The organism is Methylibium sp. Root1272, assembly GCF_001425905.1.
Classification (GTDB): domain Bacteria; phylum Pseudomonadota; class Gammaproteobacteria; order Burkholderiales; family Burkholderiaceae_C; genus Methylibium.
Genome location: NZ_LMDY01000013.1, coordinates 141,573 through 158,059 on the forward strand (window position 1 = coordinate 141,573; position 16,487 = coordinate 158,059).

The window sequence follows — 16,487 nt, forward strand, 5'->3', positions numbered from 1 at the left end:
CGTCTTCGCCATCGCAGGAACCCCGCCATGAACCTCCAGCGCTTCCCCCGCCACCCGCTGACCTTCGGCCCCACGCCCATCCAGCCGCTCGCGCGCCTGAGCGCGCACCTCGGCGGCCAGGTCGAGCTCTATGCGAAGCGCGAGGACTGCAACAGCGGCCTCGCCTTCGGCGGCAACAAGACCCGCAAGCTCGAGTACCTGATCCCCGAGGCGCTGGCCCAGGGCTGCGACACGCTGGTGTCGATCGGCGGCATCCAGTCCAACCAGACGCGCCAGGTCGCCGCCGTCGCGGCCCACCTCGGCATGAAGTGCGTGCTGGTGCAGGAGAACTGGGTCAACTACTCCGACGCGGTGTACGACCGCGTGGGCAACATCGAGATGTCGCGCATCCTCGGCGCCGACGTGCGGCTCGACGCCGCCGGCTTCGACATCGGCATCCGCCCGAGCTGGGAGCAGGCGATGGCCGACGTGCGGGCCGCTGGCGGCAAGCCCTTCCCCATCCCGGCCGGCTGCTCCGAGCACCGGCTCGGCGGCCTGGGCTTCGTCGGCTTCGCCGAGGAGGTGCGCGCGCAGGAGGCCGAGCTCGGCTTCAGGTTCGACTACATCGTGGTCTGCTCGGTGACCGGCAGCACGCAGGCCGGCATGGTGGTGGGCTTCGCGGCCGACGGCCGGGCCGAGCGCGTGATCGGCATCGACGCCTCGGCCAAGCCGGAGCAGACCCATGCGCAGATCCTGCGCATCGCGCAGAACACCGCCGAGCTGGTGGGCCTGGGCCGCGAGATCACCGCGCAGGACGTGGTGCTCGACACCCGCTACGGCGGCCCCGAGTACGGCCTGCCGAGCGAGGGCACGCTGGAGGCGATCCGCCTGTGCGCGCGCCAGGAAGGCATGCTCACCGACCCGGTGTACGAGGGCAAGTCGATGCACGGCATGATCGACAAGGTGAAGCGCGGCGAGTTTCCCGCCGGCTCCAAGGTGCTGTACGCCCACCTCGGCGGCGTGCCGGCACTCAACGCCTACAGCTTCCTGTTCCGCAACGGCTGAGCCGGCGCCGACGACGAGGCAGGCGCCGCGCCCGCCCCGTCGCCCTCCGCCTGCGGCGGAAAGATCGCCTTGCGGATCACCGCGTGCACGCCCCAGTTGCCGTCGGCGACCTGGGTCACGCCGAAGTCCACCGCCACCGACATCAGCGACAGCGCCTCGTCCTCGTCCAGGCCGTGGGCCTGCATCAGGTAGCGGCGCGCCTTGCGGAAGGCGTCGCGCATCGCCAGGTCCAGCGAGGACTTCTGGTAGACCTGGGTCTGCGCCTGCGGGCCCAGCTCGGCCAGGTGGTTGGCGAAGCTGAAGCCCTGCACCACCCAGGCGTCCTCGGCGTCGAGGAAGGGGTGGTTCAGGTCGGCGAGGAAGCCGTCGGCGATCTGCGCGCGCTTGTGCAGCACGAGCTGGAAGCTGCCGGTCAGCGAGCACTCGATCGCGGTGCCGCAGACCTCGCCGTCGCCCTGCGAGGCATGCGGGTCGCCCACCGAGAACAGCGCGCCCTCCACCGACACCGGCAGGAACAGCCGCGCGCCCTTGCCGGCGCGCCAGTTGTCGAGGTTGCCGCCGAAGTAGCCCGGCGGCACGGAGTCGATCAGCCCGCTCTCCTTCGGCGCCACCGCCAGCAGGCCGAAGTGCGGGCGGATCGGCACGCGCGCCTTCGCCAGCACGCCGTAGCGCCTGTCGACGCTGGCGGGGTCGACCGGCACGCCGGGGTAGTCGATGGTCTCGTGGCGCACGCCGTCGGGGTCGGTCTGCGGCGTCCAGCGGAAGCTGTAGACGGCCTTCGCATACGGCTCCGCCACGTCGGTCTGCAGCTCGTAGAGCGTGACCACCTCGCGCTTCTTCGGCTCGGTCAGCAGGTCGTGGTACTGGTAGCCCCACCAGGCCGCGGCATTGCTGCCGAACAGCTTGCCGCGGTGCTGCGGGTGGCAGCTCGGGCGCGCGCGGATGTCGAGGATGCGCACCTCCAGCACGTCGCCCGGCTCGGCGCCCCGCACGTGGACCGGCCCGGTGCAGATGTGCACGCCGAAGCCCTCGCCCGCGCCGCGGCCGAACACCGACGCATCCATCGGCCCGGCGCCGCGCCGCGCCACCGCCTTGCGCGTGGCGGTCCAGTGGAACACGCTCTCGGCGCCGGGGTCGCCGTCGATCATGCGTTCGCGGTCGTCGCTGGCGTGCTGGGTCAGCGTCTCGATCGTCACCACGTCGCCCGAGCGCACGCTGATCACCGGCTTCAGCGTGCGGCTCAGGTAGCCCCAGTGCACCGTCCGATCGGACACCGGGATGTAGTGGTACTCCGGCGCGTGCGCGGCGCCGGGCAGTGCCTCCGCGAGCACCGCCTCCGAAGCGTGCGGCACCGCGCGCTTCGGTGCGAGCGCCAGCGCCAGCGCGTAGCGCTCGTGATCCGTCAGCACCGCCTCGAACTGGCGGCGGCGCGCCTCGGGCGTGTCGGCCACCGCGGCCGCGCGTGCGGAGGTCGTGGTGGTCACGCCGGCCGCCGGCGCACCGCGCTGCGTGGGGCCCTGCGCCGGGTCGGCCGGCGGCGCGGCGCGGTAGGCCTTGGGCGAGACACCGAAGCGCGCGGTGAAGGCACGGCTGAAGTTGGCGGCATCGCCGAAGCCCCAGCGGAAGCACAGCTCGGCGATCGTGAAGTGCGCCAGCGCGCGGTTGGCCAGGTCGAGCCGGCAGCGCTCCAGGCGGCGCGCCTTCAGGTACTCGCCGAAGCTGGCCGACGCGGCCTTGAACAGCTTCTGGATGTAGCGCGGCGACAGCCCCTCCAGCGCCGCGATCGCCTCCAGCGTCAGCTCGGCATCGCCGAGCCGCGCCTCGACCGTGCGGCACACGCGCCGCAGGTGGCCGAGCTGCACCGAGGTGGAGTCGTCCGGTGATGCCGCGGCCCGCGCGTCCTCGTCGTCCACGTGCGACAGGCAGGTGACCAGCAGCTCCATCAGCGTCGCCTCGATCGGCAGCAGCTCGTGGCGGCCCAGCTGGTCCAGCTCGTCGGCGATCGAGCGCACCAGGTTCAGGCAGACCGCGCCCACGCCGGTCTTCGGCGAGATGGTGTTGAGGTCCTGCCCGCTGGTGCGCACCAGGCGCAGCACGAAGCTGGCCGATTCGAGCCGGATCACCACCGCGCGGAAATCGGTCACGAGCTCCACGCGCCAGGGCCGCGCCGGGTCGAGCAGCACGATGCCGCCGGCCGCCAGGGCCACCGACTCCTGCCCCTCCACCACCAGGCCGCTGCCCTCCAGCAGCGCCAGCATCAGCACCGTGTGGCCGCCGCGCCGGGCGTTGCCGGGGTGCGGCAGCCACACCTGCGGCGACGAGCTGAGCCGCGCGAACACCGAATCCAGCGCCGAGCTGCGCGCCGACACGTAGCCCGCCAGCGGCGGCGCCGCATAGGCCGGCGCGGCCGGGGCCATCAGCACCTTGGCCATGACCTCGGCCCAGGCGGCCGGGCGCAGGTCTTCCGGGAAGGCGTCGGTGGAGAAGCGGCGGAGGTCGTCGAGCATGGTGGCGGGCACTCCCGGTCGGGATGCCTCGCTTCATGCATGGAGCGCGCCCGCCCGCGTCGGCGGCGGCCGCCGACAAGGCGCCGACAAGTTTTTGGGCGCTGCACGACAAGCGCCGCCGGGGCCGCGGCCGACACACTGCCCCTCGTCGTCTCCATCCACGTCTTCACGAGGGTTCATCACCATGTACGAGCACATCTGCGGTCCCGGCTGCAACCACGGCCCCGCCACGCCCGAGGCCGAGGCCGAAGTCCGCGAGGAGTTCAAGGTCGCGCGCCGCAGCTTCCTGCGCGACGCGCTGGCGGTCGGCGGCGCTACCGTCTCGGCGGCCTCGCTGAACGTGGCGATGACGCCCAGCGCCTTCGCGCAGAGCGCCGCCAAGCCGGGCTCGGGGCTGACCTCGCACTACTACATCCCGGCCTCCGCCGGCACGGTGCTGTGGGGCTACTTCAGCAAGTCGGCCAAGCCGGTGGTGGAAGTGGAGTCGGGTGACTTCGTGACCATCGAGACGCTGACCCACCACGCCAACGACGACGCCGAACGCATGATCAAGGGCGACCCCGGCGCCGAGAGCGTGTTCCACTGGGACGCCAAGAAGAAGAACGTGAACCGCCGCGGCGCCGGCGCGATGGACGCCAAGGTGGGGGCCGGTGGCGGCGAAGGCGTGCACATCTGCACCGGGCCGGTGCGCATCAAGGGCGCGGAGCCGGGCGACATCCTGGAGGTGCGCATCGTCGACGTGGCCACCCGGCCCAGCGCCAACCCGGCCTACAAGGGCCGCGCCTTCGGCAGCAACGCCGCCGCGTGGTGGGGCTTCCACTACGGCGACACGATCACCGAGCCGAAGAAGCGCGAGGTGATCACCATCTACGAGGTCGACGCCACCGGCGAGCGCAACTGGGCACGCGCGGTCTACAACTTCAAGTGGACGCCGCAGACCGACCCCTTCGGCGTGGTGCACCCGACGATCGACTACCCCGGCGTGCCGGTCGACCACCGCACCATCACCAAGAACGAGAACGTGCTGAAGAACATCCGCATCCCGGTGCGGCCGCACTTCGGGACCATGGGCGTGGCGCCGGTCGAGGCCGAGATGGTGAACTCCATCCCGCCCAACTACACCGGCGGCAACATCGACAACTGGCGCATCGGCAAGGGCGCCACCGTCTACTACCCGGTGGCGGTGCCCGGCGCCATGTTCTCGGTGGGCGACCCGCACGCGTCGCAGGGCGACTCCGAGCTCTGCGGCACCGCCATCGAGTGCTCGCTGACCGGCACCTTCCAGCTCATCCTGCACAAGAAGAACAGCCTGCCCGGCACGCCGCTGGCCGAGCTGAAGTACCCGCTGCTCGAGACGCAGGACGAGTGGCTGCTGCACGGCTTCAGCTACGCCAACTACCTGGCCGAGCTGGGCCCCAATGCGCAGAACGACATCTACAGCAAGTCCTCGGTCGACAAGGCGCTGCGCGACGCGTATCACAAGATGCGCCACTTCCTGATGACCACGCAGGGCCTGGGCGAGGACGAGGCGATCTCTCTGATGTCGATCGCGGTCGACTTCGGCATCACGCAGGTGGTGGACGGCAACTGGGGCGTGCACGCGGTGGTGAAGAAGAGCATCTTCCCCGCGCGCGGCGGCTGAGCGCCTTGCCGAAACACCCCGTGACTCCCTCTCCCGCCAGCGGGAGAGGGTTGGGGTGAGGGTGCCCTCTCCCGCTTGCGGGAGAGGGAGAGCGCAGGCCGCTAACGCGGCAGTTGCGGCGGCAGCAGCCGGTCGAGCTTGTCGTCCACCTCACCCACGTAGGCCGACAGCGTGCGGGTGGACTCGGCGAGCTTCTCCTGCAACTGCAGTTCCAGCCGCTCGAGGCGTGCGCCCAGCTCACGCGTGGCCGCCGCGCCCTGCGCCTCCATCTTGCGCAGCTCGCCGTCGAGGAAGGCGCGCAGCTCGGTGAAGCGCGAGGCCTCGGCGGTGTCGGCCAGCTCGCGGTGCGACTTCAGCTCCTTCGCGTAGCGGCGCGCTTCCATGATCACGCCGGCCTGCTGGAACACGATGTAGACGAGGAACAGCGCCACCAGCACGCCGCTGGCCACCAGCATGATCAGGCCGAGCGGCGCGTTCACCTCCGCGAAGCCGAGGTTCAGCGCGGTCGGCGCGGTGAACGCCGGCCAGTTGAGCAGGGCGAACAGCCCCAGCGCGGCCACCACCACCGCGATCGCCAGTGCGCGAAAGTTCATCGTTGCTGCTCCTCAGGGATCTGGGTCGGAGGCCGACCATACACCGAGGCCGCCGCAACGACGGCGAACCCGCGCCGGGCCGCTCAGGCGTCGACGATCACCTGGAAGCCGCCGAAGATCATGCGCTGGCCGTCGAAGGGGCACTGATCCATGCCGTCCTTCAAGCGCGGGTCGGCCATGGCCTTCTCCATGCCGCTGTCGCGCGTCTTGCGGTCGGGCCAGGTGATCCACGAGAACACCACCGTCTCGTCGTCCTTGCGCTTCACCGCCATCGGGAACGACGTGAGCTTGCCTTCGGGCACGTCGTCGCCCCAGCACTCCACGACGCTCAGCGCGCCGTGGTCCTTGAACACCACCGAGGCCTTCTGGGCGATCTGGGTGTAGGCCTCACGCTTGGCGGTGGGCACGGCCAGCACGAATCCATCGACATAGTTCATCGCGGTTCTCCTCGAGGGGTTGATGTCCTGACACGACGATCCGGCGCCCGCGGAATCGACAGCGCCTGACCAACGCTTACATCCGAACGTCCCGGCGCCACGCCGGTGCGAAGCTTCACCCTAAGCCTTTCGAGATGTCCGACACGGCAGGTGCGACATGCGCCTACGATCGGCCGCGGCACTACCCAGGAGACCCCGTGGAGACCGACAAGCACCACGACGACAGCACCCCCCCGAACACCATCGCCCGCCTCGCCGCCGGCACGCTGGACGCCGCCACGCTGGCGGACGACACGCTGGCCCGCATCGACGCGCAGGAGGCCGCGCTGGGCGCCTTCACCGCGCTGCTGCCGCGCGACGTGGCCCGGCGCGAGGCCGCCGCGGCGCAGCGCGAACACCACGGCCCGCTGCACGGCCTGCCGGTCGCGGTGAAGGACATCGTGGACACCGCCGCGCTGCCCACCGCCTACGGCTCGCCCATTCACGCCGGCCACCGGCCGCGCAGCGACGCCGCGCTGGTGGGCGCGATCCGCCGCGCCGGCGGCGTGGTGATCGGCAAGACCACCAGCACCGAGTTCGCCTACCTGCACCCCACCGCCACGCGCAACCCGAACGCGGCGGGCCGCACGCCCGGCGGCTCGTCAGCCGGCTCGGCGGCCGCGGTGGCGGCCGGGCTGGTGGAGCTGGCCATCGGCACGCAGACCGGCGGCTCGGTGATCCGGCCCGCGTCGTACTGCGGCGCGGTGGGCTACAAGCCCAGCTTTGGCTGGCTGCCAACGGCCGGCGTGCGCTGCTTCTCATGGTCGCTCGACACCGTGGGGCTGTTCACCCACAGCGTGGCCGACGCGGCCTTCTTCGCACAGGCGCTGGCGGGACGGCGCTTCGCCGCAACGGCGCCCGCATCGACCACGGCCCCTCGCTTCGGCCTGGTGACCGAGTTCCCGTGGGGCGCGCTGTCACCGGCGATGGCTGCCGCGCTGCACGACGCCGCGGCGCGGCTGCGCGCGGCCGGCCACACGGTGAAAGAGGTGCGCCTGCCGCCCTGGGCCGCCGACGCCTTCGAGGCCCAGGCCACCGTGCAGGGCTGGGAGGCGGTGCGCAGCCTGCACACCGAGCTTGCGCAGCACGCCGACGCGCTGTCGCCGCTGCTGCGCGACTACCTGCGAGAGGCTGAGGAATCCATCAGCGATGCCGACTACGACGCGGCGCAGCGCACGGCCGCCGCGGCACGCGAGGCCCTGGCCGAGGACGGCCTGGCCGCGCACGGTGTGGATGTGTTGCTGACCCCCAGCGCGCCCGACGAAGCACCGCTGCTGAGCGAGCACAGCACCGGCGCGGCCAGCTACAACCGGCTGTGGACGCTGCTGGGCACGCCCTGTGTCAGCGTGCCGGGCCTGCGCGGCCCGCACGGCGCGCCGCTGGGCCTGCAGGTGACGGGCGCACGCGGCGCCGATGCCGGCTGCCTGCGTGCGGCGGCCGTGCTGGAGGCGCTGCTGCTGCCGCAGCGCTGAGGACCACGCCTACTTGCAGTCGCCGCCCACCGACACCGAGCCGTCCTTGCATTCGGTGAGCAGGGGCTCGCCGCGTGGCCGGGCCGGCGCTGCCGCAACGGCCGCCGCCGCCGTGCCCTCCTCGCCACGCGCGTAGACGATCTTCCTGGTGCCCAGCTCGCAGCTGCCCACCACCTTGGCGGCTGCGCCCACGGCGGCATCGGCATCCACCGTGGTGAGCGTGTAGTGCGTAGCGCCCGAGGCGCGTACCTTCGCGTCGATGCGCTCGAGCAACTGCTCGCAGCTCTGCGCAGCACCGGCCGCGCCGGTGAAACCACAGAGCAGCACCGCTGCGCCGGCGCAGAGGGAAAGGGAAGAGGTCTTGATCCGCATCGCGCGCCCGCCTTGAACAAAAAACCGAACGAAGGGCAGTCTAGCGGCGGGCCCTGTGACGAAACGTGAGGAACGGCGTCGTCAGTGTTTCGCGGGATGCGCCGCCACGGGGCTCTCGCCCGAGGGTCTGGCGGCAGGTTCGAGCAACGCGCCTCGGGCGTACCCGGGGTGTGCGCTCTCCAGCTCGACGATCAGGTCGTCGACCTGCGCGAGGAACTCCTCGCGGCCGGTGTGCGGGCCATGCAGGAACAGCTCCGACGAATGCTCGGCGAGCTGATGCTCGCCCGCCATGCGGGCCCAGCGCCGGACTTCACAGTACAGCAGCAAGGCCAGTCGGCCCAGGTCGCCGCTCCTGCGCGCGTGCCGGAGGTCTCCGAGAAGATCCTCCAGCCCGAGCTGCAGCCGCAGCGACGAGGCGCTCATGGCACGCTCTTGCCAGGAATCAACCGCGCTTGGTCTTGGCGGCCTTGATCACCGAACCGGTCACGGCGGCGTAGTTGGCTTCGGCGGTCTCGGCGGCCTGGCGGCCGGCCTTCTGCAGACCGTCGAAGGCGTTGTTCATGGTCGCCAGCGACGACTTGAACAGCGCGATGCCGTTGCCCGCACCTTCGGGCGCGTTCTTGCCGGCGGACTCGACCAGCGCGACGAACGAGCTCTGCGCCGCAGCGGCCTGCTCGGCAGCGAGCTTCTCCACGTCGGCCTTGAAGCCGGCGACGATGCCGTACACCTGCTTGCCGTAGGCGGTGGCCTTGTCGGCAGCGCTTTGCAGCGGGGCCGCTTGCAGCGCCAGCAGGGCTTGCGGGTCCTTGGCCGACAGCGCGGCCATACCGGTTTCAGCCACTTCGCCGAGGCCGGCCTTCACGACCTGCAGGTTGAGCGCGGTGAGCTGCTCGACGCCCTGGAAGGCCTTGGCGGTCAGGCCCATCATGGCCTCGAAGTTGGCCTTGTTGGTGGCGGCGAATTGTTCGGTGTTCAGCATGGGAAGCTCCAGTCGATTGATGTGAGAGGGGGACGCATATTGCTGCGCTGCAGCATGCGCTCATCTTACTGAAGAAATCCGCGAGTGGGGCATAGATTTGTTGCGTTGCAGCAATCTAGAGGGCAAGTTCTAGAACACCGCCACCGGCTTACCCTGCGGCCATGGACTCCCTGATCGCCGCCGCCGCACGCGCCCTCGCCGCCGGCGACGCACTGGGTGCGCTCAAGCGAGTGGCGCTTCGCGACGACCCGCCGGCGCTGGCGCTGCGCGGCATCGCGATGGCGCAGCTGGGCGAGCATGCGCGCGCCCGCGAGCTGCTGAAACGCGCCGCGCGCCGCTTCGGCAGCAGCCACGAGACCCTGGCCCACGCCCGCTGCGTGGTGGCCGAGGCCGAGGTGGCGCTCGCGATGCGCGACCTGCGCGGCGCGCCCGGCATGCTGGCCGCCGCGGCGGCGGCGCTGGCGGCGCGCGGCGACCGCGCCAATGCATTGCAGGCGCGGCTGATCGCGGTGCGCCGGCTGCTGCTGCTCGGCCGGCTGCAGGAGGCCGAGGCCGAACTGGGCCACCTCGACAACCCCCCACGCGGCGACCACAACGACGACCGCCTGCCCCCGGCGCTGCGAGCGGTGGCCGAGCTGGCCACCGCCGAGCTGGCGTGGCGCTCGCTGCACACCGCGCCGGCGCAGGCGGCCCTGGCCCGCGCTCACGCCGCGGCTCAGCGCTCCGGCGTACCGGCATTGCAGGCCGAGGTGGCCGAGGCGCGTGCTGCACTCGAGCGCCCTGCCGCGCGGCGCCTGCTGCCCGCGGGCCGCGAACAACCGCTGCGCCTGGCCGAGGTGGAAGCGCTGCTCGCCTCCGGCGCGCTGGTGGTCGACGCCTGCCGCCGCGGCCTGCACGGCGACGGCGCCACCTGGCTGCCGCTGGCGCGCCGGCCGCTGCTGTTCGCGCTGGCGCGCGCGCTGGCCGAGGCCTGGCCCGGCGACGCCGACCGCAATGCGCTGATCGCTCACGCCTTCCGCACCCGCCGCCCCGACGAGACGCACCGCGCCCGGCTGCGCGTGGAGATCGGCCGCCTTCGGAAGCTGGCCGCACCGCTGGCGCGCATCGAGGCCACGGAGCGCGGCTTCCTGCTCGTGCCGCGGGTTCATGAGGGTGATGCCGCCGCCGTGGCGGTGCTGGTGCCGCCGCTCGATGGCGACCGCGCCTCGCTGCTGGCGCTGCTGGCCGACTGCGCCGCGTGGTCCACCTCGGCGCTGGCGCTGGCGCTGGGCGCGAGCCAGCGCACGGTGCAGCGCGCGCTGGTGGAGCTGGAGGCGGCGGGCCGCGTGCGCGCCATCGGGCGGGCCCGCGCGCAGCGCTGGCTGGCACCGCCGCTGGCCGGATTCACGACGAACTTGTTACTCCCTGCCGCGCTGCCGCTCACGTAGATTGGGTTCCACCGCATCGGCAACGACGAACGCAAGGAACCTGAGCATGAGCAGCAACAGCAGCACCCTCCATACCACCCCACCGACGCGCACCGCCACCGCAGAGATCGTGCGCGAGTACGGCCCCTTCGACGGCGCCGAGCGCGTCCACGGCGTGACGCACGACGGCCAGCGCGTGTGGGCCGCCACCGGCGAGCGGCTGGTGGCCTTCGACCCCGCGAGCGGCGAGACCACGCGCACGCTGGCCTGCGCCGCCGACGCCGGCACCGCCTTCGACGGCAAGCACCTGTACCAGATCGCCGAGGCGCGCATCGACAAGATCGACCCGGCCACCGGCCAAGTGCTGGCGTCCATCCCCGCACCCGGTGAGGGCCGCGACTCGGGGCTCACCTGGGCCGAGGGCAGCCTGTGGGTGGGGCAGTACCTGGACCGCAAGATCCACCAGATCGACCCCTCCACCGGCAAGGTCCTGCGCACCATCGAATCCAACCGCCACGTGACCGGCGTGACCTGGGTGGACGGCGACCTGTGGCACGGCACGTGGGAAGGCGACGAGAGCGAACTGCGCCGCATCGACCCGGCGAGCGGTGACGTGCTGGAGCGGCTGGAAATGCCCACCGGCACCGGCGTGAGCGGGCTGGAGTCGGACGGGGCTGGGCTGCTGTATTGCGGCGGGGGGGCGAGTGGGAAGGTGCGGGTGGTGAGGAGACCGAGGCGGGTGGGCGCCTGACTACTGCGGATAAGCAGCCGGCGCCAATCACGGCACGAGTAGGATGGTGCGGCCATTGGATTGATGCCAGTCCTACTCGACAAAATGAGCACGAATACCAACGCACTGACTGCGCAATGCGAAGAGCATGACTGACCCACTCCGCGCCCTAGCAAAGCAGCTTGATCAGTTCGCCACGGACCGTGATTGGCAGCAGTTCCATTCACCAAAAAATCTTGCTTCGGCGCTGATTGTTGAAGCTGGCGAGCTGTTGGAGCACTTCCAATGGCTGACCGAAGAGCAAAGCCGCGCTCTGTCACCCGAAAAGCGCGACGCGGTGGGCGAGGAAGTGGCCGACGTGCTGCTGTACTTGATTCAGATTGCGGGCGCACTGGGCATCGACCCCATCGCCGCGGCGCAGGCCAAGCTCAAGCTCAACGAGCTGAAGTACCCGGTAGATCGGGCGCGCGGCACCAGCAAGAAGTACGACGAACTGTGAGTACATATCCACAGTGATCATCTACCAAGCCAGCAAGAGCCAGTTCCTGCATCACGCCCTGCGCGACGACATTGAGGATGTCGTGTCGCGGCATTATCGAAGCGCTACCGGCCACGGCGTCAGTCCGTCGGAGATGCAGGCCTGGAAGCACTCACTGTTAGAGATGGCCAAGGTGCTCTGCGACGAGGAAATCCCTGACGACGCGGGCATCGCGATCGAATACCAGTTGCCGCAGAGTTCCAAGCGCATCGATTTCGTGATTGCCGGCGAGGACGCCGCTGCGCGCACCAAGGTCATCATCGTCGAGCTCAAGCAGTGGTCGGAATCTCGTCGCAGCGAAAAGGACGCCATCGTCTGGGCACGCCGAGGCGGGCGCGCGAGTGAACGCGAAGGACCGCACCCGTCTTACCAAGCCTGGTCTTACGCCGCCTATCTGCAGGATTTCAACGCCGCAGTGCAAGACGGCGCGATGACACTGCAGCCCTGCGCCTACTTGCACAACCACCCGCGCGACGGCGAGATCGATCACCCGCACTACCGCTCCCATCTCGAACGCGCTCCGCTGTTCTTGGCGCAAGAACGCGCCAAGCTGCAAGCCTTCATCCGTGAACACGTGCGCCGCGGCGACCGAAAGGGCGCGCTGTACGCCATCGAGAACGGGCGTATCCGGCCGTCGAAACTGCTGATCGACAGCGTGGCCGGGCTGCTGCAAGGCAAGCCTGAGTTCGTGCTGATCGATGACCAGAAGGTGGCGCATGAGAGCATCTTGGAGGCCGACGCACGCGCAGAAGAGAAGAAGCAGGTTGTCATCGTTCAGGGCGGGCCGGGGACGGGAAAGTCGGTCATTGCCATCAACCTGCTCGGAACACTGATCGCACGCAAGCGCAATGTGCGCTACGTATCAAAGAACGCGGCGCCTCGCGCCGTGTACGAATCCAAGCTGGCCGGCACGTTCACGAAGACACGCATCAGCAATCTGTTCAGCGGCTCGGGAGCGTTCGTGAACGACGAAGCCGACAGCTACGACACCTTGATCGTTGACGAGGCGCACCGCCTCAACGAAAAGAGCGGCCTGTACCGCAATCTCGGCGACAACCAAGTGAAGGAGTTGATCCGGTCCGCACGCTGCACCGTGTTCTTCGTCGATGACGATCAGCGGGTCACATTGCTCGACATCGGCCACACCGAAGTGCTTCGGCGCCACGCACGCGAACTCGGAGCCGAGGTGACCGAACTAGAACTCTCCTCGCAGTTTCGATGCAACGGCTCGGACGGCTACCTCGCTTGGCTGGATCACACGCTAGACATTCGCGAGACCGCGAACCAGACCCTCGACACAGACGAGTACGACTTCCGCGTCTTCGACAACCCGGCCGAACTGCACGCACTGGTTGAGTTGAAGAACCGCGCCAACAACCGGTCACGCGTCGTTGCGGGCTACTGTTGGAAGTGGCCGAGCAAAAAGAACGCTCAGGCCTGGGACATCGAGCTGCCCGAGTTCGACTATCGGCGCCGCTGGAACCTCGACAAGGACGGCAGCCTGTGGATCGTGACGAAGGGATCGGTGGAGCAAGTGGGGTGCATCCACACCTGCCAGGGCCTGGAACTGGACTACGTGGGCGTCATCATCGGGCCAGATCTCGTTTACCGCGACGGGCACATCGTGACCGACGCAACGAAGCGTGCGTCGTCGGACCAGTCGGTCAAGGGTCTTAAAGCGATGCTTAAGGCAGAGCCTGCAGCCGCACGTGATCTAGCGGACGCCATCGTCAAGAATACCTATCGGACCCTCATGACTCGGGGCATGAAGGGATGCTACGTCTACTGCACCGATGCGCCCCTGGCGGCATACCTTCGGTCCCGATTGCGTGCTGGGCCCGTAATGGCCGGTACCGATGGCGAAAACACCGTCTCTCCTGCATCAGCCGGTAGGCCGTCGAATGTCGTCCCGTTGCGGCGGGTCACGAAGGAAGAGCGCGAGGCCGGCGCCGTGGCTGCGCCGGTCGTCGACCTGCAATTCGCTGCCGGCGCCTTTTCGGAAGCGCAGGCACTGGAGGACGGCGCTGACGATTGGGTGGCTTTACCGGATTGGGTACGGCCCCAGTCAGGCTTATTCGTGGCCCAAGTCATTGGCGAGTCGATGAACCGCCGCATTCCAAACGGTTCATGGTGCCTATTCCGCGCGAATCCGGCGGGGACGCGCGAGGGGAAAATTGTGGTGGTTCAACACCGCAGCATCTCAGATCCCGAGACCGGGGGACGGTACACCGTCAAGGTCTACGAGAGCGAGAAAGTGCCGACAGAGGACGGGGGCTGGCGGCACGAACGCATCACGCTACGACCAGACTCGGATCAGCCTGGGTTTGAATCTATCGAGATCAGCGTGCATGAAGGCCAAGAGGGCTTCCTCGTTGTCGCCGAGATGCTGATGGTCTTGGCGGGAGAGCCCGGCTGAAAAGAATGAGCGCGACGGGCAGTGATCGGCGGTCATCAACTCGTCGCGCAGAGCGTCGCGTCAGTTCGTGATGCTATGTTCAACGGAACCATCAGCTATTCGGCGCACGCCTGATAAGCCGCACGCTTCTATTCGATAGCTGACCTGCGCCGATGACGCTACTCAGCAATAGCTAGGTCGCGGTCGGACAAAGAATGCAGAGTCGCGCCGAGCGCGGGCCTGATCTCAATCCGCCGAGTCTCGCCCCCCGCCCTTGCCCTCAACTGCCCACACCCCCCCTCCACATCCTGCCCCGCTGACCTTCTCAGCTTGGTCAGCACGCCGCGCCGGTGCAGCGCGCCGGCCATCGCCACCGCGCGCTCCCAGGCCGGGCGCTGGAAAGCCAGCCCGTCTACGGTGTTGTAGGGGATGAGGTTCATCACCGCGTAGCGGCCGGCCAGCAGGCGCACGATGCCGTCGATCTCGTCGTCGCCGTCGTTCACGCCGTCGATCAGCGTCCACTGGTACTGCACCGGGTAGCCGGTGGCGCGGGCGTAGCGTTCGCCATAGGCCACCAGTTCCTCGGGGTCGATCCGCGGTGCGCGCGGCAGCAGTTGCGCGCGCAGCTCGCGCTTGGTGGTGTGCAGAGACAGCGCCAGTGCGGGCTTCACCGCGCCCTCGCCCAGGTTCTGCAGGCGCTCGAACACACGCTCGTCGCCCACGGTGGAGAACACTAGGTTCTTGTGGCCCACGCCGCCGGCGGTGCCCAGCAGGTCTATCGCTTCGAGCACGTTGTCCAGGTTGTGCGCGGGCTCGCCCATGCCCATGAACACCACCTTCTTCACCGCGCGCCCGCTGTGGTTGCCGAGGCCGCGCGCCAACGCCACCTGGGCCACGATCTCGGCGCTGCCCAGCTGGCGCAGCAGGCCGCTCTGGCCGGTCATGCAGAACACGCAGCCCACCGCGCAGCCCACCTGGGTGGACACGCACAAACCGTCGCGCGGCAGCAGCACGCTCTCCACCGTCTGGCCGTCGGCCAGCGCCACCAGCAAGCGGGCCGAGCCGTCTTCGGCCGGGTGCTCGGAGCGCAGTTGCGCCAGCCCCTGCAGCTCGGCCTCCAGCGCCGGCAGGGCCTCGCGCAGCGCGAGCGGCAGCACGTCTTCCCTCGCGCTGCGGCGCTGCTGCGGCAGCGCGCAGGCCCAGTGGCGCAGCACGCTCTGCTCGTGGCCGGGCCGCGCGCCCAGGGCGCGCAGGCGCTCGCGGAGGTGTTCGATGCGCATGGGGAAGGAAGGGGAAACGGAGGAGGAGGCTGTGGCGTGCGGCGGAACCTCAGTGTAGGCAAGGCCTTCGCGCCCCGGGCCATCGTCGCAACTTCACAATGCCGGCAGGCCCTGACGATGTGGGCCCACCCACCCCGGCTCCGGAGCCCCACGACCATGGACGACGTGACGATCCTGCAGTTTCCCGCCACCCGCGTGGCCTACCTGCGCCACGTGGGGCCGTACGGCAGCCCGGCCATCTCGCAGACGTGGCTGCGCTTCTCGGCCTGGGCCGCGCAGCGCGGGCTGTTCCAGCCGGACCGCCGCGTGCTGGGCGCGGCGCAAGACCGGCCGCCGTTCACCGCGCCCGAGCAATGCCGTTATGACTGCTGCGTGGAGGTGGATGCGGCCTTCCAGCCCGAAGCCGACGTGGCGGTGCAGGTGCTGCCCGGCGGCCCGTATGCCTGCGTGCGCTACAGCGGCGCCGGCATCGCAGCGCTGCACCAGGCCTGGAGCCGGCTGTTCCGCGAATGGCTGCCCGCCAGCGGCCGGCAGGCCACCGACGGCCCGGCGCTGGAGTGGTACGACCGGCCGATGGAGATCGACGTGAAGACCGGCTACCTCACCTGCCTGCTGTGCGTGCCGCTGCAGGCAATGTAGTCACCAGCGCCGCAGCGGCACACACGGTGGCCACCCGCCTTCACTGCCCCGCGGCGTGCGCGGTCACGGCCGCGACGGCCTGCGCCTCGCTGCGCGCCGCGTAGGCCCCGGCACCCTGCACGGCCGAAGGCGCCACCACGGCCAGGGCGCCGCGCGGGCACAGGCCCAGGCAGTTGGTGAGCACCACGCGCGGCCGCTGCGGCGCTTGCTTCAGCGCGGCTCGCAAGGCCGCGGCCACCGGCTTGGCCTTCAGCGCCTTCGGGCCGTTGCTGCGCTTCTGGCACTGGCGGCAGACCAGCACCACGTCGTGCCACGGCACGTCCAGGCGTTCGGGCAGGTCGTGCTCACGCAGCAGCGTGGGCAGTGGAGCGGGGCCGTGTTTCGTCACGAAGCCACCGTACGACACATCCGGCG

Annotated in this window: 16 protein-coding genes; 8 read left to right on the plus strand and 8 right to left on the minus strand. The window is 69.9% G+C overall.

The annotated features are described in order from the left end of the window. Window positions 1-27: 27 nt before the first annotated feature. The gene (locus tag ASC67_RS09700) at window positions 28-1,044 is read left to right on the plus strand and encodes a 1-aminocyclopropane-1-carboxylate deaminase (RefSeq protein WP_056318756.1); all 1,017 of its coding nucleotides are present in this window, start codon (window positions 28-30) and stop codon (window positions 1,042-1,044) included. Here ASC67_RS09700 and ASC67_RS09705 read toward each other — a convergent pair. Beyond that, window positions 1,017-3,551, minus strand: coding sequence for an acetamidase/formamidase family protein (locus tag ASC67_RS09705; RefSeq protein ID WP_056318761.1), 2,535 nt, complete (start codon window positions 3,549-3,551; stop codon window positions 1,017-1,019). The genes ASC67_RS09700 and ASC67_RS09705 overlap by 28 nt on opposite strands. A gap of 184 nt (window positions 3,552-3,735) precedes the next feature. Between ASC67_RS09705 and ASC67_RS09710 the strand changes: the two genes are divergently transcribed. Continuing rightward, the gene (locus ASC67_RS09710; RefSeq protein ID WP_056318764.1) at window positions 3,736-5,193 is read left to right on the plus strand and encodes an acetamidase/formamidase family protein; all 1,458 of its coding nucleotides are present in this window, start codon (window positions 3,736-3,738) and stop codon (window positions 5,191-5,193) included. A 101-nt stretch (window positions 5,194-5,294) separates the two neighbouring features. On the opposite strand, the gene ASC67_RS09715 is transcribed toward ASC67_RS09710, so the two are convergent. After that, window positions 5,295-5,786, minus strand: a complete 492-nt coding sequence (locus ASC67_RS09715) for a LapA family protein (RefSeq protein ID WP_056318768.1) — start codon at window positions 5,784-5,786, stop codon at window positions 5,295-5,297. An 83-nt stretch (window positions 5,787-5,869) separates the two neighbouring features. After that, window positions 5,870-6,223 (minus strand): DUF1428 domain-containing protein, encoded by a 354-nt coding sequence (locus tag ASC67_RS09720; RefSeq protein ID WP_056318772.1) that lies wholly within the window; start codon window positions 6,221-6,223, stop codon window positions 5,870-5,872. 197 nt (window positions 6,224-6,420) lie between these two features. Here ASC67_RS09720 and ASC67_RS09725 point away from each other — a divergent pair, with 197 nt between their 5' ends. Continuing rightward, a complete protein-coding gene (locus ASC67_RS09725; RefSeq protein WP_056318776.1) occupies window positions 6,421-7,734 on the plus strand; it encodes an amidase in 1,314 nt (437 codons plus the stop codon). A 9-nt stretch (window positions 7,735-7,743) separates the two neighbouring features. Here ASC67_RS09725 and ASC67_RS09730 read toward each other — a convergent pair whose 3' ends face one another. The 3 genes from ASC67_RS09730 to phaP all read right to left on the minus strand — a co-directional run bounded on the left by ASC67_RS09730 (window position 7,744) and on the right by phaP (window position 9,085). Continuing rightward, window positions 7,744-8,106, minus strand: coding sequence for a DUF1161 domain-containing protein (locus ASC67_RS09730; protein WP_082535929.1), 363 nt, complete (start codon window positions 8,104-8,106; stop codon window positions 7,744-7,746). An 81-nt stretch (window positions 8,107-8,187) separates the two neighbouring features. Then, complete coding sequence (locus tag ASC67_RS09735; RefSeq protein WP_056318779.1) at window positions 8,188-8,529, minus strand: hypothetical protein; 342 nt, start codon at window positions 8,527-8,529, stop codon at window positions 8,188-8,190. 19 nt (window positions 8,530-8,548) lie between these two features. Further along, complete coding sequence (gene phaP, locus ASC67_RS09740; protein WP_056318784.1) at window positions 8,549-9,085, minus strand: TIGR01841 family phasin; 537 nt, start codon at window positions 9,083-9,085, stop codon at window positions 8,549-8,551. Window positions 9,086-9,246: 161 nt separating this feature from the next. On the opposite strand from phaP, the gene ASC67_RS09745 reads away from it, so the two are divergent. From ASC67_RS09745 to ASC67_RS09760, 4 genes are all read left to right on the plus strand, one after another. Beyond that, the gene (locus ASC67_RS09745; protein WP_056318788.1) at window positions 9,247-10,512 is read left to right on the plus strand and encodes a hypothetical protein; all 1,266 of its coding nucleotides are present in this window, start codon (window positions 9,247-9,249) and stop codon (window positions 10,510-10,512) included. Between the two features lie 46 nt (window positions 10,513-10,558). Beyond that, window positions 10,559-11,242, plus strand: a complete 684-nt coding sequence (locus ASC67_RS09750; protein WP_056318792.1) for a hypothetical protein — start codon at window positions 10,559-10,561, stop codon at window positions 11,240-11,242. A gap of 127 nt (window positions 11,243-11,369) precedes the next feature. Next, on the plus strand, window positions 11,370-11,720 hold the full coding sequence (locus ASC67_RS09755) for a nucleotide pyrophosphohydrolase (protein ID WP_056318795.1): 351 nt from the start codon (window positions 11,370-11,372) through the stop codon (window positions 11,718-11,720). 13 nt (window positions 11,721-11,733) lie between these two features. Continuing rightward, a complete protein-coding gene (locus tag ASC67_RS09760) occupies window positions 11,734-14,175 on the plus strand; it encodes a DNA/RNA helicase domain-containing protein (protein WP_056318799.1) in 2,442 nt (813 codons plus the stop codon). Window positions 14,176-14,333: 158 nt separating this feature from the next. Here ASC67_RS09760 and ASC67_RS09765 read toward each other — a convergent pair whose 3' ends face one another. Next, window positions 14,334-15,434 carry an RNA methyltransferase gene (locus ASC67_RS09765; protein ID WP_056318803.1) on the minus strand — a complete coding sequence of 367 codons (1,101 nt, stop codon included), beginning with the start codon at window positions 15,432-15,434 and terminating at the stop codon, window positions 14,334-14,336. Between the two features lie 156 nt (window positions 15,435-15,590). On the opposite strand from ASC67_RS09765, the gene ASC67_RS09770 reads away from it, so the two are divergent. After that, complete coding sequence (locus tag ASC67_RS09770) at window positions 15,591-16,073, plus strand: GyrI-like domain-containing protein (RefSeq protein WP_056318807.1); 483 nt, start codon at window positions 15,591-15,593, stop codon at window positions 16,071-16,073. A gap of 40 nt (window positions 16,074-16,113) precedes the next feature. Here ASC67_RS09770 and ASC67_RS09775 read toward each other — a convergent pair whose 3' ends face one another. After that, a complete protein-coding gene (locus ASC67_RS09775; RefSeq protein ID WP_156466718.1) occupies window positions 16,114-16,461 on the minus strand; it encodes a (2Fe-2S) ferredoxin domain-containing protein in 348 nt (115 codons plus the stop codon). Window positions 16,462-16,487: the final 26 nt, after the last annotated feature.